This is a genomic window from Corynebacterium sp. CCUG 65737, from assembly GCF_024454115.1.
Taxonomy (GTDB): Bacteria; Actinomycetota; Actinomycetes; order Mycobacteriales; family Mycobacteriaceae; genus Corynebacterium; species Corynebacterium genitalium.
The window spans coordinates 191,209-216,823 of record NZ_JAGPZB010000001.1 but is presented as its reverse complement, the minus strand read 5'-3'; the positions used below and the strand labels follow the sequence as shown (position 1 = coordinate 216,823).

33 protein-coding genes, 1 pseudogene and 1 riboswitch are annotated in these 25,615 nt (G+C 64.0%); of the genes and pseudogenes, 13 read left to right on the top strand and 21 right to left on the bottom strand.

Going from position 1 to position 25,615, the window contains the following annotated elements; genetic code table 11:
- Positions 1–33 precede the first annotated feature (33 nt).
- The gene (gene rplE, locus KBX17_RS01145) at positions 34–564 is read right to left on the bottom strand and encodes a 50S ribosomal protein L5 (RefSeq protein WP_050748764.1); all 531 of its coding nucleotides are present in this window, start codon (positions 562–564) and stop codon (positions 34–36) included.
- Here rplE (KBX17_RS01145) and KBX17_RS01140 point away from each other — a divergent pair.
- Positions 561–746, top strand: a pseudogene (locus KBX17_RS01140) (HAD hydrolase-like protein); the annotation flags it as partial. The gene rplE (KBX17_RS01145) and the pseudogene KBX17_RS01140 sit on opposite strands and share 4 nt — an antisense overlap.
- 35 nt (positions 747–781) lie before the next feature.
- On the opposite strand, the gene KBX17_RS01135 reads toward KBX17_RS01140, so the two are convergent.
- The 4 genes from KBX17_RS01135 to KBX17_RS01120 are packed head-to-tail and all read right to left on the bottom strand — an operon-like array spanning position 782 to position 4,621.
- A complete protein-coding gene (locus tag KBX17_RS01135; RefSeq protein WP_050748765.1) occupies positions 782–1,588 on the bottom strand; it encodes an ABC transporter ATP-binding protein in 807 nt (268 codons plus the stop codon).
- Positions 1,589–1,623: 35 nt separating this feature from the next.
- Positions 1,624–2,652, bottom strand: a complete 1,029-nt coding sequence (locus KBX17_RS01130) for an iron chelate uptake ABC transporter family permease subunit (RefSeq protein WP_005286703.1) — start codon at positions 2,650–2,652, stop codon at positions 1,624–1,626.
- Positions 2,653–3,672 carry an iron ABC transporter permease gene (locus KBX17_RS01125; RefSeq protein WP_005286706.1) on the bottom strand — a complete coding sequence of 340 codons (1,020 nt, stop codon included), beginning with the start codon at positions 3,670–3,672 and terminating at the stop codon, positions 2,653–2,655.
- A 7-nt stretch (positions 3,673–3,679) separates the two neighbouring features.
- Positions 3,680–4,621, bottom strand: coding sequence for an ABC transporter substrate-binding protein (locus KBX17_RS01120; protein ID WP_005286709.1), 942 nt, complete (start codon positions 4,619–4,621; stop codon positions 3,680–3,682).
- A gap of 130 nt (positions 4,622–4,751) precedes the next feature.
- Between KBX17_RS01120 and KBX17_RS01115 the strand changes: the two genes are divergently transcribed.
- Positions 4,752–5,546, top strand: a complete 795-nt coding sequence (locus KBX17_RS01115) for a siderophore-interacting protein (protein ID WP_005286711.1) — start codon at positions 4,752–4,754, stop codon at positions 5,544–5,546.
- Between the two features lie 88 nt (positions 5,547–5,634).
- Here KBX17_RS01115 and rplE (KBX17_RS01110) read toward each other — a convergent pair whose 3' ends face one another.
- Genes rplE (KBX17_RS01110) through rplN form a run of 3 tightly spaced genes read right to left on the bottom strand, consistent with a single transcriptional unit; the run spans position 5,635 to position 6,902 of the window.
- Positions 5,635–6,219 carry a 50S ribosomal protein L5 gene (gene rplE, locus KBX17_RS01110; RefSeq protein WP_005286712.1) on the bottom strand — a complete coding sequence of 195 codons (585 nt, stop codon included), beginning with the start codon at positions 6,217–6,219 and terminating at the stop codon, positions 5,635–5,637.
- Entirely contained in the window at positions 6,219–6,533 is a 315-nt protein-coding gene (gene rplX / locus KBX17_RS01105) for a 50S ribosomal protein L24 (RefSeq protein WP_005286714.1), read from the bottom strand. Before rplX ends, rplE (KBX17_RS01110) begins: the two co-directional genes overlap by 1 nt.
- Entirely contained in the window at positions 6,534–6,902 is a 369-nt protein-coding gene (gene rplN / locus KBX17_RS01100; RefSeq protein WP_040423424.1) for a 50S ribosomal protein L14, read from the bottom strand.
- Between the two features lie 327 nt (positions 6,903–7,229).
- Here rplN and KBX17_RS01095 point away from each other — a divergent pair, with 327 nt between their 5' ends.
- The 5 genes from KBX17_RS01095 (at position 7,230) to KBX17_RS01075 (ending at position 14,394) form a co-directional block, all read left to right on the top strand.
- Positions 7,230–8,024 carry a formate/nitrite transporter family protein gene (locus KBX17_RS01095; protein ID WP_005286720.1) on the top strand — a complete coding sequence of 265 codons (795 nt, stop codon included), beginning with the start codon at positions 7,230–7,232 and terminating at the stop codon, positions 8,022–8,024.
- Positions 8,025–8,044: 20 nt separating this feature from the next.
- Positions 8,045–9,913, top strand: a complete 1,869-nt coding sequence (locus KBX17_RS01090; protein ID WP_256018124.1) for a GTPase domain-containing protein — start codon at positions 8,045–8,047, stop codon at positions 9,911–9,913.
- On the top strand, positions 9,913–11,511 hold the full coding sequence (locus tag KBX17_RS01085; protein WP_256018122.1) for a GTPase: 1,599 nt from the start codon (positions 9,913–9,915) through the stop codon (positions 11,509–11,511). Before KBX17_RS01090 ends, KBX17_RS01085 begins: the two co-directional genes overlap by 1 nt.
- 357 nt (positions 11,512–11,868) lie before the next feature.
- A riboswitch (TPP riboswitch) is annotated at positions 11,869–11,973 on the top strand.
- Positions 11,963–13,522 carry a bifunctional hydroxymethylpyrimidine kinase/phosphomethylpyrimidine kinase gene (locus KBX17_RS01080; RefSeq protein ID WP_256018121.1) on the top strand — a complete coding sequence of 520 codons (1,560 nt, stop codon included), beginning with the start codon at positions 11,963–11,965 and terminating at the stop codon, positions 13,520–13,522. It overlaps the preceding riboswitch by 11 nt.
- Complete coding sequence (locus tag KBX17_RS01075; RefSeq protein WP_256018119.1) at positions 13,519–14,394, top strand: carbohydrate kinase; 876 nt, start codon at positions 13,519–13,521, stop codon at positions 14,392–14,394. Before KBX17_RS01080 ends, KBX17_RS01075 begins: the two co-directional genes overlap by 4 nt.
- A gap of 71 nt (positions 14,395–14,465) precedes the next feature.
- Here the strand turns inward: KBX17_RS01075 and rpsQ are convergent, their stop codons facing one another.
- Genes rpsQ through rpsJ form a run of 11 tightly spaced genes read right to left on the bottom strand, consistent with a single transcriptional unit; the run spans position 14,466 to position 19,663 of the window.
- Positions 14,466–14,780, bottom strand: a complete 315-nt coding sequence (gene rpsQ, locus KBX17_RS01070; RefSeq protein WP_005286733.1) for a 30S ribosomal protein S17 — start codon at positions 14,778–14,780, stop codon at positions 14,466–14,468.
- A gap of 4 nt (positions 14,781–14,784) precedes the next feature.
- Positions 14,785–15,015 carry a 50S ribosomal protein L29 gene (rpmC, locus tag KBX17_RS01065; protein WP_005286736.1) on the bottom strand — a complete coding sequence of 77 codons (231 nt, stop codon included), beginning with the start codon at positions 15,013–15,015 and terminating at the stop codon, positions 14,785–14,787.
- Positions 15,015–15,431 (bottom strand): 50S ribosomal protein L16, encoded by a 417-nt coding sequence (gene rplP, locus KBX17_RS01060; RefSeq protein WP_005286739.1) that lies wholly within the window; start codon positions 15,429–15,431, stop codon positions 15,015–15,017. The genes rpmC and rplP overlap by 1 nt, the downstream gene beginning before the upstream one ends.
- Positions 15,432–15,435: 4 nt before the next feature.
- Positions 15,436–16,185 carry a 30S ribosomal protein S3 gene (rpsC, locus tag KBX17_RS01055; protein ID WP_005286742.1) on the bottom strand — a complete coding sequence of 250 codons (750 nt, stop codon included), beginning with the start codon at positions 16,183–16,185 and terminating at the stop codon, positions 15,436–15,438.
- 6 nt (positions 16,186–16,191) lie between these two features.
- Positions 16,192–16,548 (bottom strand): 50S ribosomal protein L22, encoded by a 357-nt coding sequence (gene rplV, locus KBX17_RS01050; RefSeq protein WP_005286744.1) that lies wholly within the window; start codon positions 16,546–16,548, stop codon positions 16,192–16,194.
- A 3-nt stretch (positions 16,549–16,551) separates the two neighbouring features.
- A complete protein-coding gene (gene rpsS / locus KBX17_RS01045; RefSeq protein WP_005286746.1) occupies positions 16,552–16,827 on the bottom strand; it encodes a 30S ribosomal protein S19 in 276 nt (91 codons plus the stop codon).
- Positions 16,828–16,843: 16 nt separating this feature from the next.
- Positions 16,844–17,680 carry a 50S ribosomal protein L2 gene (gene rplB, locus KBX17_RS01040; protein ID WP_005286747.1) on the bottom strand — a complete coding sequence of 279 codons (837 nt, stop codon included), beginning with the start codon at positions 17,678–17,680 and terminating at the stop codon, positions 16,844–16,846.
- A 46-nt stretch (positions 17,681–17,726) separates the two neighbouring features.
- Positions 17,727–18,032 carry a 50S ribosomal protein L23 gene (gene rplW, locus KBX17_RS01035; protein WP_005286752.1) on the bottom strand — a complete coding sequence of 102 codons (306 nt, stop codon included), beginning with the start codon at positions 18,030–18,032 and terminating at the stop codon, positions 17,727–17,729.
- A complete protein-coding gene (gene rplD, locus KBX17_RS01030) occupies positions 18,032–18,694 on the bottom strand; it encodes a 50S ribosomal protein L4 (protein WP_005286755.1) in 663 nt (220 codons plus the stop codon). Before rplD ends, rplW begins: the two co-directional genes overlap by 1 nt.
- Entirely contained in the window at positions 18,691–19,344 is a 654-nt protein-coding gene (rplC, locus tag KBX17_RS01025) for a 50S ribosomal protein L3 (protein ID WP_005286757.1), read from the bottom strand. The genes rplD and rplC overlap by 4 nt, the downstream gene beginning before the upstream one ends.
- Before the next feature lie 13 nt (positions 19,345–19,357).
- Complete coding sequence (gene rpsJ / locus KBX17_RS01020) at positions 19,358–19,663, bottom strand: 30S ribosomal protein S10 (protein WP_003848085.1); 306 nt, start codon at positions 19,661–19,663, stop codon at positions 19,358–19,360.
- A gap of 637 nt (positions 19,664–20,300) precedes the next feature.
- Here rpsJ and KBX17_RS01015 point away from each other — a divergent pair.
- From KBX17_RS01015 to KBX17_RS00990, 6 genes are read left to right on the top strand one after another with little or no spacing between them, the layout of a single operon-like run.
- A complete protein-coding gene (locus KBX17_RS01015; RefSeq protein WP_005286763.1) occupies positions 20,301–20,831 on the top strand; it encodes an Asp23/Gls24 family envelope stress response protein in 531 nt (176 codons plus the stop codon).
- Complete coding sequence (locus KBX17_RS01010) at positions 20,831–21,166, top strand: hypothetical protein (RefSeq protein ID WP_005286765.1); 336 nt, start codon at positions 20,831–20,833, stop codon at positions 21,164–21,166. Before KBX17_RS01015 ends, KBX17_RS01010 begins: the two co-directional genes overlap by 1 nt.
- Before the next feature lie 17 nt (positions 21,167–21,183).
- Positions 21,184–21,384: a hypothetical protein gene (locus KBX17_RS01005; protein ID WP_005286768.1), complete on the top strand. Its 201-nt coding sequence runs from the start codon at positions 21,184–21,186 to the stop codon at positions 21,382–21,384.
- Entirely contained in the window at positions 21,384–22,403 is a 1,020-nt protein-coding gene (locus KBX17_RS01000; RefSeq protein WP_256018117.1) for an Asp23/Gls24 family envelope stress response protein, read from the top strand. The genes KBX17_RS01005 and KBX17_RS01000 overlap by 1 nt, the downstream gene beginning before the upstream one ends.
- Positions 22,396–23,028, top strand: coding sequence for a DUF6286 domain-containing protein (locus KBX17_RS00995; RefSeq protein ID WP_256018115.1), 633 nt, complete (start codon positions 22,396–22,398; stop codon positions 23,026–23,028). Before KBX17_RS01000 ends, KBX17_RS00995 begins: the two co-directional genes overlap by 8 nt.
- Positions 23,025–23,588, top strand: coding sequence for a hypothetical protein (locus KBX17_RS00990; RefSeq protein WP_005286778.1), 564 nt, complete (start codon positions 23,025–23,027; stop codon positions 23,586–23,588). The genes KBX17_RS00995 and KBX17_RS00990 overlap by 4 nt, the downstream gene beginning before the upstream one ends.
- Here the strand turns inward: KBX17_RS00990 and KBX17_RS00985 are convergent.
- Both KBX17_RS00985 and tuf read right to left on the bottom strand, forming a co-directional pair.
- Positions 23,585–24,289, bottom strand: coding sequence for a hypothetical protein (locus tag KBX17_RS00985; protein WP_256018114.1), 705 nt, complete (start codon positions 24,287–24,289; stop codon positions 23,585–23,587). The genes KBX17_RS00990 and KBX17_RS00985 overlap by 4 nt on opposite strands.
- Positions 24,290–24,396: 107 nt before the next feature.
- Complete coding sequence (gene tuf, locus KBX17_RS00980; protein ID WP_005286783.1) at positions 24,397–25,587, bottom strand: elongation factor Tu; 1,191 nt, start codon at positions 25,585–25,587, stop codon at positions 24,397–24,399.
- Between the last annotated feature and the right edge of the window lie 28 nt (positions 25,588–25,615).

Sequence of the window (25,615 nt, the reverse complement as noted above, 5' to 3'; positions counted from 1 at the left end):
GAAACCGGGTAGCGGGGGGCGTCGATAAGCAGTTTACGGGCGCTGCATCTTGCCGTCCTTGTCCTTGAACGGGAAGCCGAAGTGGCGCAGCAGCGCACGGCCTTCCTCGTCGTTGACCGCGGAGGTCACCACGGTGATGTCCATACCGCGCGGACGGTCAACCTTGTCCACGTCGATCTCGTAGAACATGGTCTGCTCGGCGAGGCCGAAGGTGTAGTTGCCGTTGCCGTCGAACTGGGTGTCCGACAGGCCGCGGAAGTCACGAATACGCGGAAGAGCAACCGTCAGCAGACGGTCGAGGAACTCCCACATGCGGTCGCCGCGCAGGGTGACCTTCGCGCCGATCGGCATGCCTTCACGCAGCTTGAAGTTAGCGATGGACTTCTTCGCGCGACGCAACTGCGGCTTCTGGCCGGTGATCGCGGTGAGATCCTCGAGCGCACCGTTGATCATCTTCGAGTCGCGGGCAGCGTCGCCCACACCCATGTTCACGACGATCTTGGTGATGCCCGGGATCTGCATGACGTTGTCGTAACCGAACTCGTCAGCGAGCTTGCCGCGGATGTCGTCTTTGTACCGATGTCAAAGCCGGCCTCGAAGCCGGCATGCGCACCATCCTCGTGCGCACCGGCATTTCCGACGACACCGAAATTACCCGCTTTCTCTACCGCCCCACCACGATCCTCGACTCCGTAGCCGAGCTGGCAGGTCGCGTCCACGACCCGTTCAACGACAACGAGGTCTAGGGGTTCTCCTCCACACTCGCCGGTATGGGAAGCACCTAACGCACGGTCCCGCGCGGGACGATGACGGGGGCAACACCGGCTGGGTCGTCCCACACCTCGGCCCGAAGCCCGTAAGCCTGTGCCAGAACTTCCGCTGTCAAAGCCTGCTCCGGCGTGCCATGCGCCACGATGGCGCCGTCGCGCATGACCATCATCCTGTCGGAAAACATGCCGGCCAGCATGAGGTCGTGCAGGACCATTACCACGGCCTTGCCACCGCGCGCCTGCTCCCGTGCGAGGGAGAGCATGTCAATGGCGTGGGCGGGATCGAGGAAGGTAGTTGGCTCGTCGAGCAGCAGCACGGATGTGTCCTGCGCCAAGGTCATGGCCAGCCACACTCGCTGACGCTGTCCGCCGCTCAAAGCGTCGATATCGCGTTCAAGGAGGTCGCTGATCCCCGTGGCCTCGCAGGCGCGGGCGATAGCCTCATGGTCAGCGGCGGACGGACCAGCCATGCGAGCTTGGTGCGGATGTCGCCCGCGGGCGACGAGCTCCCCGACATACAACCCGCCCGGCGCGCTCGGGTGCTGCGGCAGGAGAGCCACTCGGCGAGCGGCCTCGCGCGCCGACAGGGAGTGGATATCGACACCGTCGACGTGCACCATTCCCGCACTGGGCACAAGGAGTTTGGACATCGCCTTGAGCAATGTGGACTTGCCGCAGCCATTCGGCCCAATGAGCGTGGTCACCTCCCCTGCGCGCGCCGTTAAGTCGATGCCGTGGAGCACCTCCGCTCCGTCCCCGTAACCCACCCTGATGCCCTGAGCCACAAGTGCGTCCGCGGTCCGTGTCTTGCTGTTCATTTCCTTGCTTTCCTTCTGGATTGTTGCGTCTCGCGCTAGCGGTCTCGGCTCCACACCAGCACCACCAGAACGACCCCTCCGAGAGCGGCGGAAACAGCTCCCACCGGCGCGGTCGACGGGATGAAACCACCGATCACAGAGCACACCCCCAAGATCGCCGCCCCCGCAGCCCCCGCCACCACCGGCGAGGGGGTCGGGGTGCCGGCGACGAGCCGACCGAAGTGCGGAGCGATAAGCGCGACGAAGCCGATCGGCCCGGCAGCTGCGACCACCACCGCCGATACACCCGTGGCCGCGATGAGCAACGCCCGGCGCTGCTCAGTAATGCTCACTCCGAGCATCGCGGCCGAGTCGTCGTCATGCGCTAAAACCGGCAGGTCGCGTCCGCACCACACCCCGAGCGCGACGAAGGGCGCAAGTCCCAGCAGCAGCGGGAGGATGGCATCCATGCGGACAAACTCAGTGGACCCAGCCAGCCAGGTCTGTGCCTCGGCGGCGCGCAGGATCTCGGCGCGAAGCAGCAGGTAGCTCACCGCCGCATGCAGCATGAGAGACAGCGCGACACCAACGATGACGATCCTGTCACTTGTGCCAATTCCCCCGATCAGCGCCAGCACCGCGACGACGGCAGCCGCGCCCACCAGTGCGAGCAGCGCACGCCACCAGAAGACGGGGATCTCGTCCGCAAAGGAGGGGCGGTAGGTGATGCTACCCAGCACCACGAAAGCCGCCGCACCGGAGGTCACCCCCAAAATATCCGGGGAGGCCAGCATGTTGCGTGACATCGACTGCGTCCACGCCCCCGCCATTCCGAGCGCTGCCCCGACGATGAGTGTCGCCAGGGCGACGGGCATCCGCAGGTCCCACACCGCCATGATCTCGCGGTTGGTGCCACCTCCGGTAAGCACGTCCACCACACGCGCTGGGCTCAGCTCCAACGCCCCCTGCCCGAGAAGGACCAGGTAGGCGGCTCCAGCCACGGTGGCGAACATAGCTCCGGCGACGGCCGTCCTTCTCCTGCGCTCCCGCCGCTGCGCACCCAGGATCTCTACGATCCGGTCCATCTACGCCACCGCCTTCTGCATCGTCGAGCCCTGGCGCACCGCCGCGATGAGCACAGGCCCGCCAATCACGGCCATGACAATCGACATCTCGACTTCGCCGGGACGCATGATGAGTCGCCCAACGACATCTGCGAGCAGCACCAACGCTCCGCCGAACAGGGCCGATGACAGCAGGAGACGGCTAACCTGAGGACCGACGACGCGACGCATGATGTGCGGCGCCGCAAAGCCGACGAAGGCGACGGGTCCGGCGGTCGCGGTGGCGCAACCGGCGAGAATCACCACGCCGAGTGCCGCGAAAACCCGCGCCAGCCGGGGCGAGCCGCCCAGCGCGAGGGATGTCTCCTCCCCCATGGCCAAAAGGTCCAGGGGACGTGCGGCTAACACAGCGACCAGCATCCCGACAGCGAGCCCGGTCCACGCAACAGCAGCGTCGGCATAGCCGCGGCCGATGGTCGAGCCGACCACCCAGTGCCGCATGCTGTCGAGCACCTCAGTGTCGAACAGTCCGATGAGGACTGAACCCGCGCTCAAGGAGGCGCCGACTCCCATACCCACCAAAATCAGAGTGAGCGGGCTGGCAGAGCGGCGTGACACGACGAGCACCAGAGCAGAAGCGGCAGCCGCACCAACGAAAGCGTGCACGGTGGCTCCGGCAAGGCCCGCCACCGTGCCCATGGCGCTACCGAGGGCCACCGCGAACGCTGCGCCCGCGGTGACTCCGATGAACCCGGGGTCCGCTAGCGGATTGCGTGTCCACGCCTGAGCCAAAACGCCGGCAACGGCCAAGCACGCCCCGACGGCATAGGCGAGCAGGGTGCGCGGAACGCGTAGCTGCCAGAAGATGGTGCGCACGTCGATGCTGCCTTGCCCTGCTGCCGCGCCGGCGAGCTCACCAAGCGGGATCGCGCGTGATCCAAGAGCGAGTGAGGCCACCACCGCCATGGCAGAAACGGCAACAAGTGTGATGAGCGCTCGTCGCGTTGCCGCGGTGCGGACCAGGATATTAGCTGTGCTCATCGGGCTCTCAGAGCTGTTCCTCGAACCTCTCCGCGACCCAAGGGATGGTCACCGGGTTGGGCATGCTCATAGCGCTGCCGGTATCGGTGTCGAGGTAGTGCACGCGCCCATCGCGCACCACATCGAGATTCTTGAACGTCGGGTCATCTTTGATCTGGTCGACCAGGCCGTTGTAGTCGAGGACAAACAGGTAGTCCACGTTATTGAGCTCGGTGTAATTCTCCGGCGCATAATCGACGAAGAAAGTCGAGCCGTCGCCCTGCAGCTCATCCGGGATATCAAAGCCTAAGTCCTCGATGAACTGCCCTCGCCCGTCCTCGGCCGTGTAGAGGCCGATCTTGCCGTCGTACGGCATGACGATGGCGGCACGCGAGCCCTGCACCTCAGGGTGGTCCCGGCGGAAATCATCGAAGACCTGCTGCGTCTGCTTGATCAGCTCCTGGCCCTCAGACTCCTTTCCGACGCCTTCGGCAATCGCAGTGACCTGATCTTCCCAGGGGACCTGCCAGTCGTCGAACTCTTCAGGAGCAAGCGTCGTCGGCGCGATGTTTTCCAGTGATTCCTGGGCTTCGACATCGACCGCCTGGTTCACGGCGACAATGTGGGTGGGGTCCGCGGCAGAGACCTGCTCGAGAATATCGGCGGTAAAGCCACTAGCGGTGTTATAGATGGCCACGGGGTCGGCATCGCCAAGCAAGTGCTCAGACCACGGACCGACTCCGGAAGGGCCAATGTCTCCCTCCGCTCCCCACGGGGCAACGGCGACAGGAGTGATGCCGAGGGCGAGCAGCGTGTCAGCGTCGCCGAGGCCGAGGCTAGCCACGCGCATCTCGGCGGAGTTCGCCGCTGGCTCGGGCTCACCCTCGCCACGCGAGCAGCCCGTCAGTGCGACGGCGGCGGTTGCCACGAGGGCGACGGTGCTGGCGGCACGCTTTTTCAGAAAGTTCATAGTGGGGTCCTTGGAGCATCTAGGCCCATTTAGGGCACAAAAATGTGTTCAAATTGTGTCGACTGTCGTACCGTAGACCCCACAGGCAGAATAAAGCAAGCCTCACCTTACTTAGAAAACTCTACGACACATGCCAACACACCTCCTCCACCCCGTCACCCTCGTCGCCAACGAGCAGCTCAAGCCACGTCTGCACCGCCTCACCTTCACCGGGGAGGCTTTCGCGGACTACCCCTTGAGCGGCCCCGACGAGTATTTCGGCTTAGTCATGCCGAAGCCGGGCCACCCCTTCCGCCCCTTCAGCTTCAGCGGCGTCAACATCCGCGCGGCGGTGGCAGCAATCCCCGAGGAGACACGCCCCGCCCTCCGCTGGTACACCATTCGCAGCCTCGACAGGGCACGCAAGCTTATCGACGTCGACGTGGTCACCCACGGCGATTCCGGCCCCGGTTCCCGGTGGATCCGCCAGGCACGCCCAGGCGACACCGCCGGCATGTTCACGTGCCCCGCCCTGTGGAAGCCTCCGGCATCCTCGCAGCTACTCGTCGCCGATGCCTCAGCGCTGCCCGCCTTGCGCCATATCCTGGCCTACCAGGAGGCCAACGCACCCCAGGCCCTCACACAGACCCACGCCGTCGCCGTCGTCACGTCCCCAGAGGAAATCGAGGACGGCCTGGCTGAGCAGTGGCACGAAAAGCTCGCCTCCCTCACCGTCATAGAAGCACCGAAAACCGCCGAGACCGAAGCCACTCTGGCCGTCCTGCGCGAACACTTCGACGCAGGGCAACCGCCGCGCTCCGTGTGGGTCTCCGGCGAAGGGAACCTCACCAAATCCGTACGCGCACTCGCCGTGAAGGACTGGAGCCTTGCCCCGTCCGACGTGGTCTGGGTCCCGTTCTGGTTCCACGGCAAGGCCCGGCCATAACTTCCCCATAAACGACAAACACCCCCGTCACAGCCCGGAGAGCGGGCGGTGCGGGGGTGAGACGTCGACAAGCGAATGCGTTATGCGCTTACGGGCGCTGCATCTTGCCGTCCTTGTCCTTGAACGGGAAGCCGAAGTGGCGCAGCAGCGCACGGCCTTCCTCGTCGTTGACCGCGGAGGTCACCACGGTGATGTCCATACCGCGCGGACGGTCAACCTTATCCACGTCGATCTCGTAGAACATGGTCTGCTCAGCGAGGCCGAAGGTGTAGTTGCCGTTGCCGTCGAACTGGGTGTCCGACAGGCCGCGGAAGTCACGAATACGCGGGAGAGCAACCGTCAGCAGACGGTCGAGGAACTCCCACATGCGGTCGCCGCGCAGGGTGACCTTCGCGCCGATCGGCATGCCTTCACGCAGCTTGAAGTTAGCGATGGACTTCTTCGCGCGCCGCAGCTGCGGCTTCTGGCCGGTGATCGCGGTGAGATCCTCGAGCGCACCGTTGATCATCTTCGAGTCGCGGGCAGCGTCGCCCACACCCATGTTCACGACGATCTTGGTGATGCCCGGGATCTGCATGACGTTGTCGTAACCGAACTCCTCGGCGAGCTTGCCGCGGATCTCGTCCTGGTAACGCGTCTTCAGGCGCGGAGTGTAGTTCTGAATCTCAGTCATTAGATGTCCTCCCCGTTCGACTTGGCCACGCGGACCTTCTTGCCGTCCTCGTCGAAGCGGTAGCCAACGCGGGTCGGGGTGCCCTCGGAGTCAAGGATCATCACGTTGGACACGTGGATCGGAGCCTCCTGGGTGACAATGCCGCCGGACTCAGCGCCGCGCTCGTTGTACGAGTTAGCAACGTGCTTCTTCACACGGTTCACGCCCTCGACCAGGACACGCTCACGCTTCGGGTACGCCTCGATGACGCGACCCTGAGCGCCCTTGTCCTTACCGGCGATGACCTGGACCATATCGCCCTTCTTGATCTTCAACTAGATCACCTCCGGTGCGAGAGAAACGATCTTCATGAACTTCTTGTCGCGCAGCTCACGAGCAACCGGGCCGAAGATGCGGGTACCGCGCGGCTCAGTGTCGTTCTTGATCAGAACAGCTGCGTTCTCGTCGAACGAGATGTAGGAGCCGTCCGGACGACGGGTCTCCTTCTTGGCGCGCACGACGACGGCGCGGACAATCTCGCCCTCTTTCACGTTGCCGCCGGGGGCGGCTTCCTTCACGGTGGCGACAATCGTGTCGCCGATACCGGCGAAGCGTCGAACAGAACCGCCGAGGACACGGACGCACAGAATCTCACGTGCACCAGTGTTGTCGGCGACCTTCAGACGCGATTCCTGCTGAATCACTTTTGGTCTCCTGACCTGGATCAATGTGCGCCAGATTTCCGTCCTGAACGCACGTGGTCAATTGCTTTTTGCGCCTTCGCTTATCGACGGACCTCGTCCACTACAACGAGGCCGAAGGGTCTCGGCCATTCCGCTCGGAAACGCGCGTCGTGGCCGACCAGCTCCAGGCAACTGATGTATTAAAGCACGTCAACAGGTGTTGGACCAAATCATCCCAGCATGGTTAGGCTGTCGCTGCCTACGCCCCGCAAGAAGGGGGCCGAGATCACACTAAGACGTTGATCAAACCGCAGCTCAAACGTATTAAATACCGCTAATGTTGAGGGCATGAACTTCCACAAAACAGCACCAGGCATCATCGGCAGAAAACTGGACCTGTTCTCCACTGAACCGTCCCGGTTCGCAGTACGCGCGATCATGGCTGGCGTCTACCTCGGAATCATGACGTCCTTCGCCGCGGCGACCGGAACGATCATGGAAAGCTACGCCCCGGGCTGGGGCGGCTATGTCTTCGCGGCCATCTTCGCAACGACGCTGTACATCATCATCGTCTTGCAAGGCGAGCTCGCCACCGGCGACATGATGTTCATGACCTACGGGGCGGTGACCAAGCACGTGTCCGTCCTACGCGGGTTGGCGCTGATCCTGTTCGTCACACTCTTCAACTTGGTCGGTGCCGTGGTGGTGTGTTGGCTGATCTCCCATACGGTGTTCATGGGCAACATCGACCCCGAAACCCGCCTGCTGCACACCGTGCTGGAAAACAAACTCGCGAAGCCCACAGGGGGTTTGTTCGTCGAGGCGATTCTGGCGAACATGGTGGTCAACATCGCGTTCATGATGTCCACGCAGGCTGGCCAAGATTTCTCCGCCAAATTGCTCGGCATCATCGTGGTCATTCCGGCGTTCGCCGCGATGAGCTACGAGCACTCGATCGCGAACTTCGTGATGGTCCAACTCGGCGGCTTCGTTTACGGGCCCGAGACGATCGACGGGTTCACCATTGCCAATATTCTGCGCAACTGGTCCGTGGTGTGGCTGGGCAACATGGTGGGCGGCGGCCTGATTATGGGCGGCGTATACGGCTGGCTGAATCTGACCAAGACTGAGTACAAGGATTAACTTTCTGCAACAATGGGCTGGTGACTAGCCCCCAAACCACCACCCCGCCGAGCGACCCGTTAAGCGCGGTCAAGCAGCTGCGCGACTCGCTGGCCGCGACCACGCTGCCCGCCGACGCCGCCGATGAAGCCCGCGCGGTGGTCAACCAGCTCGACGACTACATCCTCCCCCGCCTGGCCAACCTCGACGCGCCGCTGTTGGCCGTGATCGGCGGGTCCACCGGATCCGGCAAGTCCACGTTGGTCAACGCCGTGTTGCAGGAGCATGTGTCGAACCCTGGGGTCATCCGCCCCACCACCCGACAGCCGGTGTTGGTGGCTAATCCGGGCGACGCGGACTGGTTCAACTCGCCGCAGGTCCTGCCCGGCCTTGCCCGTTCCCACGGCGCGGGCAACGAGCAGTCCACGACGCTGCGAGTGGTGGAAACACCCAGCATTCCTGAGGGTCTTTCGCTTCTCGACGCCCCGGATTTCGACTCCATCGATGACCGCAACCGCGCCCTTGCCAGCCAGCTGCTCGCCGCAGCGGACTTGTGGATCTTCGTCACCACCCCCGCGCGCTACGCCGATCAGCTGGTGTGGAACTTTCTGCATGACGCCGCCGGTCGCGGCATCGAAGTCGTGGTCGTGCTCAACCGCCTCGACGAGGCAGCCGCAGCCACGGTCCCGGCTGATCTGCGGCGCATGCTGAACGAGGCCGGCCTGGAACGCGCCACCGTCTTCGAAGTGCCGTACGTGAAGGACTTGCAGGAGGAGTTCCTCCCGACCGAGATGGTGGCGCCGCTCCGGGACTACCTGACCTCATTGGCGGATGATTCGGCTGCCCGGCGCGAGGTGGCCGGCAAGACCGTGGCAGGTGCGGCCAACGGCGCCCTTGCTCGCGTGGATGAGTTGGTGGCTACGCGCCAGCGCAGCGAAGAATTCGCGAACCACATCGACGAGTCGATCTTGGAGCTGTACCGCTCCGCGCACCACCACATCATTGATGCCACGTCCGACGGAAAGATGCTGCGCACCGAGGTCATGGACCGCTGGCAGGACGTGGTAGGCACCTCGGACGTGTTCCGCGGTGTGGAGCGCTGGTTCAGCCAGGCGGTGGACAAGGTGGGCAGCTTCTTCAGCGGTGAGCCCGCTCCCCTGCGGGAAGTGGAGACGGAGCTGGAGTCGGGTTTGCACGCCGTGATCGTGGATGCGGCGGACTCGGCGGCGTCTCGGGCGTGGGCGCATGTGGGGGCGGTGGCACCGGAGCGTCGTCACGCAGCTGATCCCTCGTTGGCCCGCGCCAGCCAGGACATCGACGACAAGGCCGCGCAGCTCATCCGCGAATGGCAGGGGGCGATGCTGACGCGCATTCAGGACACCGCGGGCGAGAAACGCCAGCGTGCCCGCGTGATGTCGCTGGGGCTCAACGTGCTCACCGTCGCGCTCATGTTGGTGGTGTTCTCCACCACGGCCGGACTGACCGGTGCTGAGATCGGCATCGCGGGAGGTTCCGCAGTGCTAGGCCAGAAGTTGCTGGAGACGGTGTTCGGCGAGGACACAGTGCGCCGCATGGCTGCCGACGCGCGCGAAGACCTCAACCAGCGTCTCGATGTGCTGCTGCGAGGCGAACGCGAGCGCTACTACGCCATCACTGACCCGCTGCTCGAGGGAACCTCTGCCGAATCCATCCGTACCGCCGCTGCTGAGGCGCGTGTGTCGATCGACGAGCGTTTCCCCGGCATCCTCACGCCGGCCCCCGCAGAGCAGGTTCCCGCCGCCCATGTCCCCGAGGATGTGCGGGAAAGCTACGAGCACGGCACCCTGCGCGGCTTATTCGACCAGCTGCGCGGCTCGTTTGGCACGCAATCGTCTGACGCTGAAGCTCACCGAACGGAGGGCGAGGGATAGTGGCGCTATTCAAACGCACAACTCCGCTCGGCGACCGGCTCGCCGCGTTGGAGGAAGCTGCCTCCATCGGCGCGCCCTACTTGCCTGCCGATGAGGTCCAGCGCTTCCAAGCGGTCGCGCGCGCGGGAGCGGAACGCCGCGCCCTGTCTGCTGACCACACCGTCGTAGGATTCTTTGGCGCGACCGGCTCCGGCAAGACGTCTCTGTTCAATGCGGTCGTAGGCGAGGACTTAGGCAAGGCAGCTGCGCGCCGCCCGACCACATCCTCACCTCTCGCGGCGATTTGGGAGCCGGAAGGGTCCGAAGCGCTGCTGGACTGGCTTGGGGTGGAAGACCGCCGGAGCCGCGAAGGTGAGTTCGCTCCCGGCGCCGGCCCACTCATCTTGTTGGACCTGCCTGACTTCGACTCGGTGGAAGCCTCCAACCGTGCGATCGCGGAACGCCTTGCCGGCCAAGTCGACGTGCTGGTTTGGGTCACCGACCCCGAGAAGTACGCCGACAGCGTGATCCACGACCAGTTCATCCGCCCCCACGCCGGCCACGCCGAGGTCACCCTCGCCGTATTGAACAAAGCTGACCTGCTGCATGCGGACGATGTGCCCACGGTTGCCGGGAACTTCGAGAATTTGCTTCTCGACGACGGCCTTTCCCGCATCTCCGTCATCCCCACCTCCACCCGCACCGGTGAGGGCATTGAGGCGCTGCGGGGCTCCATTTCCAAGGTTGCCCGCGCGCACACTGCTCAGGCCGCCCGCATCGAAGCTGACATTCGGGCGGTGACGGAGGACTATGCGCCGGCAAGTGGGGTGGGTGGCGTCGAAAAGCACGCGAAGCGTGCCCTTGACGCGACCTTGTCTCAAGCGGCCGGGGCGGAGCGCATCGCCTCGACCACTGCCGCCGCCTACCGCAAGCGGCTGCATGAGCGCACCGGGTGGTTGTTGACCAGCTGGATCACCAGGTTCCGCCCCGATCCTCTGCGCCGGCTCGGCCTGCGGGAGGAGTCCGATGACGTCGGCGTGCACCGCACCTCGATGCCGGAGCTGGATGCATCCGGCAAAGCGGTGGCGAACAAAGGTCTGCGTGACTATTCCGCAGCCGCCGCTGCCGGCCTGCCCCACGCGTGGTCAGCGGCGGTGGCGGACCGCACCGAGGAGATTTCCCAGTCTCTGCCGGGTGAACTGGACCGTGCCGTGGCGCGCACCCGCCTCCCCGCAGAACCGTCCCGCGGATGGTTCCTGCTCACGGTGATTCAGTGGCTGGCGCTCATCGCCGCGCTGGCTGGAGTGGTTTGGTATCTGCTCGTGGCATTCGTGCCGGGCGCGCTGATGCCGCTGCTTGGCGACGATCTCGTCCCCACCGTCGAAGGCTGGCCCGTCCCCACCCTGCTGATCATGGCCGGACTGCTGACAGGTCTGATCATCGGTCTAGTCACCACCGTCTTCGGCGGGGTGATTGGCTCCGGGGTGAAGCGTCGCACCCGGAACGCGGTGCGCAGAGAGGTAGCGGAGATCTCTCAAACAGCCGTGGTGGAGCCGCTGGAGAGCATACGCGCCGATTACGACAATTTCGTCGGTACGGTGACGAGCGCTGTGAGGTAGAAGCGGCGGCCGCGCTTGGCCTCGGATGCAGAACCTTGAGCAGAGCAGAGTGCTGCAATGACCCCGAGGCCGTTGCGAAGGGTAGCCGTACCAATGGGGGCACCATCCAGCCCGGAATACTACTGGCGGTTTTCCGGAATACTGCTCATCTAAACTCGCAGGTCAAAAGCGTGCGTTAATGCTTATATGCCTGAGCAGTATTCCAGCGTCCAAAGGGGGCGAGCCGCCCCCCAGGAATCCGCAACAGTCCGAAGCCGCGGCTCTTCAGCCGCGAGACCTGGCCTTGATACACGTCGAAGTCAGGCCTTCAATTGTTTGAAGACCCCCTGACGGACGCAAGCCTCACGTATGATCGAGGGATAAGACACGGGGTGCCCAGCCCCCGATGAGGCCGGGCTGAGATTACACCCGTTGAACCTGATCGAACTCGAATTCGCGGAGGAATTGTCTGATGGCCGAACGCACGCCCAGCGCTATCCCTAACATCCTGTCCATTGCCGGAACGGACCCGACGGGCGGTGCGGGCATCCAGGCCGATCTGAAGTCAATTGCCGCTGCGGGCGGCTACGGCATGTGCGTGGTCACTTCGCTGGTGGCGCAGAACACCCACGGTGTGCGCGATATTCACACCCCGCCGCAGGAGTTTCTCAAGGCACAGCTCGACGCGGTCTTCGACGACGTCCAGGTCGACGCGGTGAAGATCGGCATGCTGGGTGACGCAGAGACGACGAAGACGGTCTCCGACTACCTCACGGAGCATCCGGTGCCCATCGTCGTGGTGGACCCGGTGATGGTGGCCACCAGCGGTGACCGCCTGCTGACCGAGGATGCGGAGGAGGCGCTGCGGCAGTTCGTGAAGGAGCACGCCACCGTGGTCACGCCCAACATTCCGGAGCTGGCTGTGCTGGCGGGCACGCAGCCTGCGGACACGCTCGAGGAAGCCATGGAGCAGGGCCGCGCCTACGCAGACGCCAGCGGCGTGAAAGTCGTGGTCAAGGGTGGCCACCTGCGCGAAGGCATGGCCTCGAACGCGCTGGTTTCTCCCGGCGGTGTCACCGAGGTCGCAGAAGTCCCCCGTGTAGACACGAAGAACACGCACGGCACGGGCTGCTCCCTGTCGTCGGCCTTCGCCACGCGCATGGCTATTGACCCAGACACGGCACTCGCGTGGACGTCGAGCTGGCTGCATGAGGCGATCGCGCACGCGGACGACCTCAACGTTGGCACCGGCCACGGCCCCATCGACCACTCCCATCGCGCGCGCCGTCTCGCAGCGGCAGGCTCCACGCAGCCCTGGAAGCTTAGCGACGATTGGACCGCCCCGAACACCACCTCCTCCCCCATCCTCGAACCCAAGATCGAGGCTGCCGGCCCCTTCACCCGGGGCCTCTGGGAGAAAGCAGCAGCGAAGGTGTGGCCGGAAACCCTGGACTCTCCGTTCATCCGCGCTCTGCGCGACGGCACGCTGCCGCGGGAGCAGTTCTCCTTCTATTTGGTTCAGGATGCCTACTACTTGCGGGAGTACTCGCGGGCGCTGGCGTCGTTAAGCGTGAAAGCTCCCGACGCCGAGGACCAGGTGTGGTGGTCCCAGTCCGCGACTGTCGCCATCGAGGCGGAATCCGATTTGCACCGCAGCTGGATCTCCGCGCACGAGGTCGCAGCGGACACTCCCCCGTCACCGGTGACGCTGGGGTACGTGAACATGCTCACGTCTACCGCGGCGCTGGCGGACTACGCCATCGGCGCCGCCGCGGTGCTCCCGTGCTTCTGGCTCTACGCCGAAGTGGGCATGCACCTTGCAGAGAACAACCACGATGCCCACCCCTACAACGCATGGCTGTCCATGTACGGCGGCGATGACTTCGTAGACGGTGTGCGCATGGCACTGCAGAGCGTGGAGAAGGCTCTGTCCAACGCGTCCGAGGAGCAGCGCGCGAAGGCTGCCGAAGCCTTCATGTACGCCTGTTACTACGAGCGGGAGTTCTTCGACCAGGCAACGCGCACCCAATGATCACGGTCTACGGCGAGGCACTGGTGGACCTGGTGCCCGCCGGCACGCCTCCACTCGCGCCTCTGCGGCCAGCGCTCGGCGGTGGCCCGTTCAATGTCGCACGCGCGCTCGGCCGCATGGGATCCACCGTCTCGTTCCAATCGCGGTTGTCCAGCGATAGTTTCGGCCGCGAGCTGCGCGCCTCGCTTGTCGACGCCCACGTCGCCCTCCCCCACTGCCCCACCGGGCCCGAGCCCACCACATTGGCGGTGGCATCCATCGGGGACGATGGATCGGCAAGCTACCAGTTCTACACCGAGGGCACTGCCGACCGCCAGGCAGAACCAGTGCCTGTGTCAGAGGGCTTCGCGGTGTTCGGCAGCCTTTCGCTGGCACTTGAGCCGGCCGCGTCGCGCTACGTGGCTGCCGCTCGTTCGAGCGCAGAATCCGGTGCCGTCGTTTGCCTCGATCCGAATATCCGCCCTGCCACTGCAACAGAAAAACACCGCGCGTTCCTGCGGGGCATGCTGGAGTGTGTCACGGTGCTGAAGCTGTCCGAGGACGAGGTTGGATTCCTCGGTGATACATCCAACGTCCCCGTCGTGGTGACCACGTCCTCGAACGGCATTCGCGTGCGCGCTCCGTTTGGCCAGTGCTCCGTCGCACAGCACGACGTCCACGTTGTAGACACCATTGGCGCCGGTGACACCGTGATGGCCGCGCTGGTGCACCAGTTCGACCGGCGTGGTTTGGGCCGCGACGACCTGCTGAATTTGAACGACAGCGAGTGGCGGGAATTCCTCAATTTCGCCGCTTTCGCCGCATCGATCACGGTGTCCCGAGCAGGCGCAGACACACCCTACGCGCGCGAACTCGAGCACCTCATTCAATGATGTAGCCGATGCACTAAACAGCAAGAAACCCGCCGATTGAAATCGGCGGGTTTCTTCGCGAAGAGAGAGGACTAGCGAGCCTTCTCCACAATGTCCAGGAGGCGGAAGTGCTTGTCCTTGGACAGCGGACGGGTCTCGATGATGTGGACGAGATCGCCCACGCCAGCCTCGTTGTTCTCGTCGTGAGCCTTCACGCGCTTGGTAGTACGGACGATCTTGCCGTACAGGGCGTGGGACTTACGGTCCTCGACTTCGACGACGATGGTCTTGTCCATCTTGTCGGACACGACGTAGCCACGGCGGCGCTTCTGCAGCCCCTTCTCCTTCGGCTGGGCCTCAGTGTGCTTCGGGCCCTTGCCGGTGGCGGTTCCAGTTGCTTCAGTCATTTACTTACGCTCCTTCACCAGGGACAGTGGACAGGCCCAGCTCGCGCTCGCGCAGCACCGTGTAGATGCGGGCGATGTCGCGCTTGACCGTCGAGATCCGGCGGTTGTTGGTCAGCTGACCGGTAGCGTTCTGGAAGCGCAGGTTGAACAGCTCTTCCTTAGCAGCGGACAGGCGGTCCTTAAGCTCAGCCTCGGTGAGCTCGCGGAACTCGTGTGCGGGGGTACCAGTAGCCATTAGTACAGGTCCTCCTTCGAGATAACGCGGGTCTTGCAGGGCAGCTTCGCGCCGGCGCGGCGCAGAGCCTCCTGGGCGACCTGCTCGTTCGGGTAAGACATTTCGAACAGGATGCGGCCAGGCTTGACGTTGGCCACCCACTTCTCCACCGGGCCCTTACCGGAACCCATACGCACACCGAGCGGCTTCTGGGTCAGGGGGCGGTCCGGGAAGATGTTGATCCAAACCTTACCGCCGCGCTTGACGTGGCGGTTGATGGCGATACGTGCGGACTCGATCTGGCGGTTGGTGATGTACGCCGGCTCGAGAGCCTGCAGGCCGTAGTCGCCGAAGTTGATGGTGTTGCCGCCCTTGGACACGCCCGAACGGTTCGGGCGGTGCTGGCGACGGTACTTGACGCGCTTCGGGATAAGCATGAACTTAACCCTCCTTCTTCTGCTCAGCGCGCTGGCGGCGCTGGCCGCCACGGCGCGGACGACGGTCGCGGTCGCCACGGCCACCGCGCTCGTTCTTCGGTGCGTTGAGTTCGGACTCGCGGACACCGCCGACGACGTCACCCTTGTAGATCCAAACCTTGACACCGATGATGCCGAAGGTGGTCTCTGCCTCAGCGAGACCGTAGTCGATCTCGGCGCGCAGGGTGTGCAGCGGGACGCGGCCCTCGTGGTAGCGCTCGACGCGGGACATCTCAGCGCCGCCGAGACGGCCGGAGCACTGAATCTTGATGCCCTTGACCTGCGGCTGGCGCATCGCGGACTGGATGGCCTTACGCATGGCGCGGCGGAATGCAACACGGTTGACCAGCTGCTCTGCCACGGACTGGGCGACCAGAGCGGCGTTGGCGTCGACGTTCTTGACCTCGAGGATGTTCAGGGCGACCATCTTGCCGGTGAGCTTTTCCAGCTCGCGGCGGATGCGGTCAGCCTCTGCACCGCGGCGGCCGATCACGATACCCGGGCGGGCGGTGTGAATGTCGACGCGGACGCGGTCGCGGGTGCGCTCGATGACAATGTCAGCGATGCCTGCGCGCTGCAGGTTCTTGTTCAGGAACTCGCGGATCTTGATGTCTTCAGCGACATAGTCTGCGTAGTTGTTGTCGGCGTACCAGTGGGACTTCCAGTCAGCGGTGATGCCCAGCCGGAGGCCGTGCGGGTGAATTTTCTGACCCATGTGAGTTTAAGCCTCCTTCTGGCTCTCAACTACCACGGTGATGTGGCAGGTGCGCTTGCGGATCTGGAATGCGCGGCCCTGGGCGCGCGGCTGGTAGCGGCGCATGGTCGGGCCTTCGTTGGCGTATGCCTCGGAAATGACCAGCGTGCGCGGGTCAAGACCGAAGTTGTTCTCAGCGTTGGCAGCTGCAGACGCGACGACCTTGGCCACCTGGGTGGACACGGACTGCGGCGCGTACTTCAGGATTGCCAGGGCCTCGGACACGGACTTGCCGCGGACGAGGTCGAGGACGCGGTTCGCCTTCATCTGCGAAGTGCGAACGTACTTGGCGGTAGCGCGTGCGGAGGTGATGGTGTCACTCATTGCTTATCGACGCCCCTTCTCTTCCTTGACGTGACCCTTGAAGGTCTTCGTCGGTGCGAATTCACCGAGCTTGTGGCCGACCATGGACTCGTCGATGAACACCGGCACGTGCTTGCGGCCGTCGTGGACGGCGAAGGTGTGCCCGATGAAGTCGGGGAGAATGGTCGAGCGGCGGGACCAGGTCTTGATGACCTGCTTGGTTCCGGCCTCGTTCTGAGCATCCACCTTGTTGAGGAGGTGCTCGTCAACGAACGGGCCTTTCTTTAGGCTGCGTGGCATGTGAAGTTACCTCCTCTTAGCGCTTCTTGTTCGGGCGACGACGGCGCACGATCATGTTGTTGGAATAACGGTTCGGGTTGCGGGTACGGCCTTCCTGCTGGCCCCACGGGGAAACCGGGTGGCGGCCACCGGAGGTCTTACCCTCACCACCACCGTGCGGGTGGTCGACCGGGTTCATGACAACACCGCGGACAGTGGGCCTCCAGCCCTTCCAGCGCATACGGCCGGCCTTACCCCAGCGGATGTTGATCTGGTCAGCGTTGCCAACCTCGCCGACGGTCGCGCGGCAGCGGATGTCCACGCGGCGGATCTCGGAAGACGGCATACGCAAAACGGCGTAGGTGCCTTCCTTACCCAGCAGCTGGATGGACGTGCCTGCGGAACGGGCCAGCTTGGCGCCGGCGCCCGGCTTGAGCTCCACGGCGTGGATGGTCGTACCGGTCGGGATGTTGCGCAGCGGCAGGTTGTTGCCCACCTTGATGTCGGCGTTGGCGCCAGCCTCTACCGTGGTGCCCTGGGTCAGGCCCTTCGGTGCGATGATGTAGCGCTTCTCGCCGTCTGCGTAGTGCAACAGAGCGATGTTGGCGGTGCGGTTCGGGTCGTACTCGATGTGAGCGACCTTTGCCGGGATGCCGTCCTTGTCGGAGCGGCGGAAGTCAATAACGCGGTACTGGCGCTTGTGGCCGCCGCCACGGTGGCGGGTAGTGATGTGGCCGTGAGTGTTGCGGCCACCCTTCTTCGGGAGCGGGCGCAGCAGGGACTTCTCCGGGGTGGAACGAGTGATGTCCTCGAACTCGGAAACGGAGCTGTTGCGGCGACCCGGGGTTGTCGGCTTGTACTTACGAATAGCCATAGTAGTTCCTTTTCGATCTAACTCTTTTCGTTAGCGCTGGCTGCCGCTAGGCAGTCGCGCCTCCGAAAATGTCGATGGAGTCGCTGCCCTCGCGGAGGGTGACGTAGGCGCGCTTGGTGTCCTTCCGCTTGCCCCAACCGGTGCGGGAACGCTTGCGCTTGCCCTCGCGGTTGACGGTGTTCACGGAATCGACCTTCACGCCGAAGATTTCCTCCACGGCAATCTTGATCTGGGTCTTGTTGGCTTCCGGAGCGACGTAGAACGTGTAGGTGTTCTGCTCCATCAGGCCGTAGGTCTTCTCGGAGAGGACCGGGGCGATGATGATGTCGCGCGGGTTGGCGATCTTAGCCATTAGTTCTTTGCCTCCTCTGCGGCACCAACAGCGTTTGCGCGGCCCACGAAGTCGTGGAGAGCTTCCACGGAGAAGACCACGTCGTCTGCGTTGAGCACGTCGTAGGTGTTCAGCTGACCCGGCTCAAGGATGGTCACGCCCGGCAGGTTCCGTGCGGAAAGACGGGAGTTGACATCCTCACGGCCGATGACGAGCAGAACCGACTTGCGGTCGGTGAGGCGCTCGACGAAGGCGCGGGCGGACTTGGTCGACGGGGTCTGACCCGGAACGAGCTCTTCGACCACGTGAATGCGGTCGTTCTGAGCACGGTTGGTCAGGGCGCCGGCAAGAGCTGCCTTGATCATCTTCTTCGGGGTGCGCTGCGAGTAGTCACGCGGCACCGGGCCGTGAACCGTGCCACCGCCGGTGTAGTGCGGTGCGCGGATGGAGCCCTGGCGTGCGCGGCCGGTGCCCTTCTGGCGGAACGGCTTGCGGCCACCGCCGCGGACCTCGCCGCGGGTCTTGGTCTTGTGGGTGCCCTGGCGTGCAGCGGCGAGCTGCGCGTTGACCACCTGGTGCATCAGGGGCACGGAAGCTTCACGGTCGAACAGCTCGGCCGGGAGCTCGACAGTGCCCTTGGTTGCTCCGTCAGCGGTGTGGACATCAAGTGTCAGGTTCGTCATGCGTGAGCACCGCCCTTCACTGCGGTCTTGACGGTGACCAGGCTGCCCTTAGCGCCGGGAATGGCGCCCTTGATCAGCAGCAGGTTGGAGTCGCCGTCGATGCGTTGAATCTTCAGGTTCTGGGTAGTCACACGGTTGCTGCCCATGCGGCCTGCCATGCGCTTGCCCTTGAACACGCGGCCCGGGGTGGCGCAGCCACCGATGGAGCCGACGCGGCGGTGCGCAGCCTGGTTACCGTGAGCGGCACCCTGGCCTGCGAAGCCGTGGCGCTTCATGGCACCTGCGTAGCCCTTGCCCTTGGTGGTGCCGGCAACGTCGACGAAGGTATCGCCGTCGAAGATGTTGACGGTCACTTCCTGGCCAAGTTCGTAGGCAGAGGTGTCGTCCATGCGGATCTCAGCCACGTGGCGGCGCGGGTTCTGGCCGGCCTTCTGGTAGTGGCCTGCCTGCGGCTTCTTCGCCTTACGGGGATCAATGTCGCCGTAAGCGATCTGGATGGCGGAGTAGCCATCGGTTTCTTCAGTGCGGATCTGGGTGACAACGCACGGCCCAGCCTCGACGACGGTCACCGGGATAACACGGTTCTCCTCGTCGAAGATCTGGGTCATACCGAGCTTGCGGCCCAGAATGCCCTTGATCTCGTTAGTCATGTGTCAGTTCTCCCTACTGGATGTTCACGTCGACGCTGGCAGGAAGGTCGATGCGCATGAGGGCATCCACCGTCTTCGGCGTCGGGTCGAGGATGTCGATGAGGCGCTTGTGAGTGCGCATCTCAAAATGCTCGCGCGAGTCCTTGTACTTGTGGGGAGAACGAATAACGGCGTACACGTTCTTTTCGGTAGGCAACGGCACCGGTCCAACGACGCGGGCACCCGTGCGGGTGACCGTCTCAACGATCTTCTTCGCAGATGCGTCAATCGCTTCGTGGTCGTAGGCCTTGAGCCGGATGCGGATCTTCTGTCCCGCCACGTAAACCTCTTCCTCGCTTCCCCACGTTCACTCTCTCGCTTCGCTCGATGTGAACAAAGTGAATTGAGAGCGAAGAGGTGAGGACTAGCTTGCTTCTTTTCTCTATAACGTTGTCCGGTTCAGGGCCCGGCTGACAACGCCAGTGTCTTTCAAACGAATTGACTGCCATGACAATCGGCGGAAGATGCATAGCGTGAAAACAACGCGCTTGTCAGTGCTTCCGCTGAGCAAGAAAGCTCAGTGTCAGGCTTGGAAGGAGGTGGGCAGATCGCTTATCGACGATCAGCGCCCCGTGGCCTTCGTGTACTGCCGCTGTTTATTTGCCATGCCCCTTCTCCGGTCCCCGGTCTCGAGAGTGCCTCGTGGTGGCCTGTGCTCGATCGCAGGTCCTTCGTCGATAAGCAATGCTGGCTTACCGTGCAAAAGGTGTCATGTTCGCCTTACCAGCGACGCCGTGTTGAAGACGCCGTGTTAAAGCAACCCGAGTATTTAAACACACAGCTCAAACCGAAAGCAAATAGGAGGACTTGGTCTCGAAACGGTACCGATCTTCTTCTCGCATTGCCGAGGTACGCAGGCGAGCCTAGTATGGCGAGTGACGCATAAGCGCAACTAACCCAACTTTCCCGGAAGGACCATGATGGACACCAACAACCAGAACCCGACCTCCGCTGACGTTCCCGCAACCGCCGAGACCGGCGGCTCCACCACTCCTGAAGCAGCAGCTCAACCGCGCAACGAGGCGCTCGAGACCGAGCACGGTTCTACCGTCATCGACGACAACGTTGTGGGCAAGATCGCCGGCATCGCTGCCCGCGAGGTCTCCGGTGTGCACAACCTGGGCGGCGGCGCGGCCCGCATGTGGGGCGCAGTCCGTGAGTCCCTGACCGCTTCCACCAATGTCCAGCAGGGCGTGAACGTTGTGGTGGAGAACGGCCACGCTGACGTCGCCGTTGCCATCATCGCCGAGTACGGAGTTGCCATCCACGAGCTGGCTAACGCTATCCGCGAGAACGTCACCATCGCCGTGACCCGCATGACCGGCCTGATCGTCGACCGCGTCGACGTCACCGTCCACGATGTCAACCTGCCGGAGCAGAACACCGAGGAAGAGGCCGTCCGCAACGAGCCGACCTACCCGGCTAACGGTCAGGTCCTGGAACAGTAATGGCTTCGTTCTCCGTCACCCGCGACACCGCCGAGCAAATCTGCGGTGCCGCGACATCCGTGAAAGGCGTGGCGGGGTTGACCAGCGGCCGCATGGGCAGGGCTTTCCTGCGGGTGCCGGGCGCAATGATTGAGGGCATCGAGCTGATCGGGCCCTCGCACATTGCCATCCACGTCATCTACGACCTGTCCTCCCGCCGCGAGATTCCGCACATCGTCGCCGACATTCAGAGCGCCGTCGCACAGACCCCCGCCATTGCGAGCATGGGCGCGCCGCGTATTGATGTCGTCGTGGCGGACGCCGTGCGCAGACCCCAGACGGCTACGCAAAACTAAGAGTATGGGACACAGAAATGAACATTTTCTCCAATAAGACCGTCCTAGGCGCACTGATCGGTGTTGTGCTGGCGTTCGCGCTCATCTTGGGCGGGTGGCTCGGCTTCTTCTTCACCGCGCTCTTCGGCGCCATCGGTGGTGTCGTCGGCGCCCAGCTCGAAGGCCGCATTGACCTCGCCGAGCTGGTGAGCACAACCTCGGGCCGGGGTCGCGGCTAATGGATCCAGATTCCTACCGCATCAGCGAAAAGGCCGTTGGTCGCGTCGCCGAAGCGGCTGTGCTGACGGTTCCAGGCACCTGCGCGATCGACGCAAAGCTGGCCGGCCTTGCCGGTCGTAGTTTTCCGCGCGTGGATGCCCATATTGACCGTCCCTCCGGCGCTGTCGCACTTGACGTAGAGATGGTGACCACCTACCCCGCCCCGGTCGGCGCGATTACCGACGAAGTCCGGCAGACGGTGGGCACCCATGTGGAAACGCTCACCGGTCTGACGGTCACGCGCATCAACATTGCCGTGGGGGATGCGGAAGTGTCCTCCCAACGGCGCGTGACGCGCACCGACTTAGCACACCACCCCGTCGGCATTGTGCCGGCCCCGGTGGAGACCAGCCCGTCGGCAGTCTCATCGCCCGTGGTCAAGCCGCAGGCCGAGCTGACCCCAATCGTTGTGGACGACTCCACGTACGACCAGATCGCTCACGTGAGCACGCCGCCGGCACCGACCGTGCAGCACGTGTCCGCCCCGCCAGCGCCAAGCGTTCGCGGGGTGCCACAGCCGCCGATTCGCCCGCTCGATCCGGTGCTCACTCCCCCGCCGCTACCGTTGGCGGGTATTCAGCTGCCGCAGCCTCCGGCGCCACGCTCCCCCGTTGCGCCGGCACCGGCCCCGCTGCGCAGCATCACCGTCACGCAGTTCGTTCCACAGCGGCCGATCACGGTTACCCGCGCATTCCCGCGCAAGCCGGTGATTATCCCGCCGACGGAGCCGCTACGCCAGATCACCGTTACCGCTCCGGCGCGACTCGCACCTGTGTCCCTGCCGGCACGTCGACCGCTCGAGCCGATCTACGCACCGAAGCCCCAGCACGTTGAGGTCCTCCGGCCGGAGCCGCAACCGCTGCGACGCGTGGGTGTGGACAATCCCAAGCAGATCCTCGTGCCGCAGGCGCCTAAGCCGCAAGCGTTGACACCGATCACCGTCAGCCCGGACAACCTCGAGGAGGAAAGCGATGGCTGAGATCCACGACATCACTGATTTGGCGCAGCCGCAGGTTCCCCAACCTCAGGCGCCGCCAGCTCAGGGGCCCGATCACGTCGCCCCGCAACCCGGCGGTGAACCGCGCGGCAACCCGGTTGTGCGCTGGCTGACCGTCCTGCTCGGCCTGCTCCTGCTCGGCTTAGCGGGCGTGATCGGCCGCGACCTGTGGTACCGCTACCAGGAAAACGACCCGCAGAACTCGTGGATCCGCCCGGTCTTCGAGTGGCTCGGCGGTGCCGCTGTGAACCCCGTGGGTGTCACCGTTGGCATCATCGTGGCGCTGGTGGGCCTATGGTTGCTCATCACCGCGCTCATGCCGCGTCCACGGACCCACATGCAGGTCGCTTCGCCGTCCTCCATCTGGGTTCGCCCGGTGGACGTGGCCCGCAAGGCGACCGCATCTGCACGGTCCGAACTCGGCCGTTCGAGCATTTCCTCCAAGGCGACCCGCAAGAAGCTCATCGTGGACGTAGAGGATGACGGTTCCGGCCACCTCGACCAGCGTCTGGCGGCAACCCTGACCGAGCAGGTTCAGAGGCTCAATCCGCCGCCGCACGTCAAGGTCAACATCCACCAACCCGAACCGGTGAGGGAGCTGCAATGACACGGACACTCGCGTTCTTCGACCGCCTGATCATCTTCCTGCTGGGGCTGCTTCTGCTCCTTGGCGGGTTGATCCCCGCGGCGCTGTACTGGAACATTCCGTACGTTTCGGACTTTGTCCGCGACATCAACCGCTCCATGATTGCCGATGTGCCAGGAATGAATTGGTACACCGGCGCGCTCATCGCCGTCATGGTCGCCTCCATCATCCTGGGGCTGTGGATGATCCTGTCGAACATTCGCAGCCGCGGGTTCAACAACCGCGCCATCGCCCCCGCCAATCCGGCGTTGGGTGAGACCCGCGTCAATGTCGCCCGCCTCGCTCAGGCTGCGTGCAACTACGCCGAATCCACTGAGCCGATCACCAAGGCGACCCAGAACGTGTCCTACGTGGGACAGCGCCCAACCGCGACGTTCACCATCACAGCGAACCCCGAGTTCGACTTCGAGACGATCGTCGCCCACGTCGAGCAGCTCGACGAGGACTTCCGGGACGCTGTGGACACCATGGACATCGACACCGTGTTCAAGCTTCACCTCGACAAGGTCGCGGCAAACTAGCTCTCTAAGAGCACGATCTGCTCCACCCGGCCCAAGACCTGGTCCTCTCCCCCGCCTACCGGGGAGACGACCAGGTCTTCGCCTATCTCGCACCGCACAACGCGCTCCCACGCCAGCGTAGTTTTCTCGACTGCCCGCCCCTCGACGCGCCATGTGTGGAGGCGATGGCTGATCAGGGCGCGGGCACCGTCGATAAGCACAAGCCACACAGCGTTGCCCACTTCCGCGAGCTCGAGCCCCTCCAGCTCTGGCGCGTCCCCCAGCGCTTCAATTCGCGTGACGACGCCTAAGCGGTGCTCAACCCCCTCCCCATCCCTGACCACAAGCAACCGGCCGGGACCCGTCGCCCGGACAGACTCATACGCCCACATGCTCGGCTGCCGGTCACGGTCCTGCACCGATCTGACGACGACGTGGGATGGGGTGAGCGTGATGCTATGGCCGGGCGATGCGGTCTCAACGAGCAGCGAACGCATTGCGCGACCGTTGTCATCGCGGGGGACGTCTGCTGGATGAATGGCGCGCTCGGCACGGAGAGCCTCAATCAACTCCTCGTCCGAGGTGCCCCACCCCACCCCGCGGTTAGAGAGCACACCGAACAGCGTGGCCAGCGACAGCTCAGGCTGCCCCTCCCATGTCAGGCGCAGCTCATCCAAAACAGTGGGGATCCGGGTCGGGTCAGGCATGTCGGACGGGCTCACGCAACTGAATCTACACTCGTCCGGGTGAAGGCACGAAAAAACCGCTGCCCCGGGATGAACCCGGAAACAGCGGTTAGATCAGAGCGCTAGCGCTCGATCGCGAGTGATTACTCGACGATCTTGGTGACACGGCCAGCGCCGACGGTGCGGGAGCCCTCGCGGATAGCGAAGCGCAGTCCCTCGTCCATAGCGACCGGCTGGATCAGCTCGACGGACATCTCAACGTTGTCGCCCGGCATGACCATCTCGGTGCCCTCCGGCAGCTTCACAACACCGGTCACGTCGGTGGTGCGGAAGTAGAACTGCGGACGGTAGTTGTCGAAGAACGGGGTGTGGCGGCCGCCCTCGTCCTTGGACAGGACGTAGACGGAACCCTCGAACTTGGTGTGCGGGGTGTAGGCGCCCGGTGCGATGACGACCTGGCCACGCTCAACGTCCTCACGCTTGAGACCACGCAGCAGCAGAGCAGCGTTGTCGCCAGCCTCAGCGGTGTCGAGAAGCTTGTTGAACATCTCGATGGAGGTAACGGTGGTCTTCTGGGACTTCTCACGGATGCCGATGATCTCAACCTCGTCGTTGAGGTTCAGGACACCACGCTCAACACGGCCGGTAACAACGGTACCGCGGCCGGAAATGGTGAAGATGTCCTCGACCGGCATCAGGAACGGGCGGTCGGTCTCGCGCTCCGGGTCCGGGATGGAGTCATCGCAAGCCTGCATGAGGTCGACGATGGACTGAACCCACTTCTCGTCGCCTTCAAGAGCCTTCAGAGCGGAGATCTGGACAATCGGAGCTTCTTCGTCGTACTCCTGCTCAGCCAGCAGCTCGCGGACCTCCATCTCGACGAGCTCGATGATCTCCTCATCGTCAACCATGTCGCACTTGTTCAGAGCAACGAGGATGTACGGAACGCCAACCTGGCGGGCGAGCAGCACGTGCTCACGGGTCTGCGGCATCGGGCCGTCGGTAGCAGCAACCACGAGGATCGCGCCGTCCATCTGAGCAGCACCGGTAATCATGTTCTTGATGTAGTCGGCGTGGCCCGGGGCGTCAACGTGTGCGTAGTGACGCTTCGGGGTGTTGTACTCAACGTGGGAAATGTTGATGGTAATACCACGCTCGCGCTCCTCCGGAGCCTTATCGATGGCAGCGTAGTCGAATGCCTGGTTCTCCTCCGGGTACTGGCTAGCCAGAACCGTGGTGATAGCAGCAGTGGTGGTGGTCTTGCCGTGGTCGACGTGACCGATGGTGCCGATGTTTACGTGCGGCTTGCTGCGCTCAAACTTAGCCTTAGACACTGATTGTCCTCCTGGACGATCGTGTGAT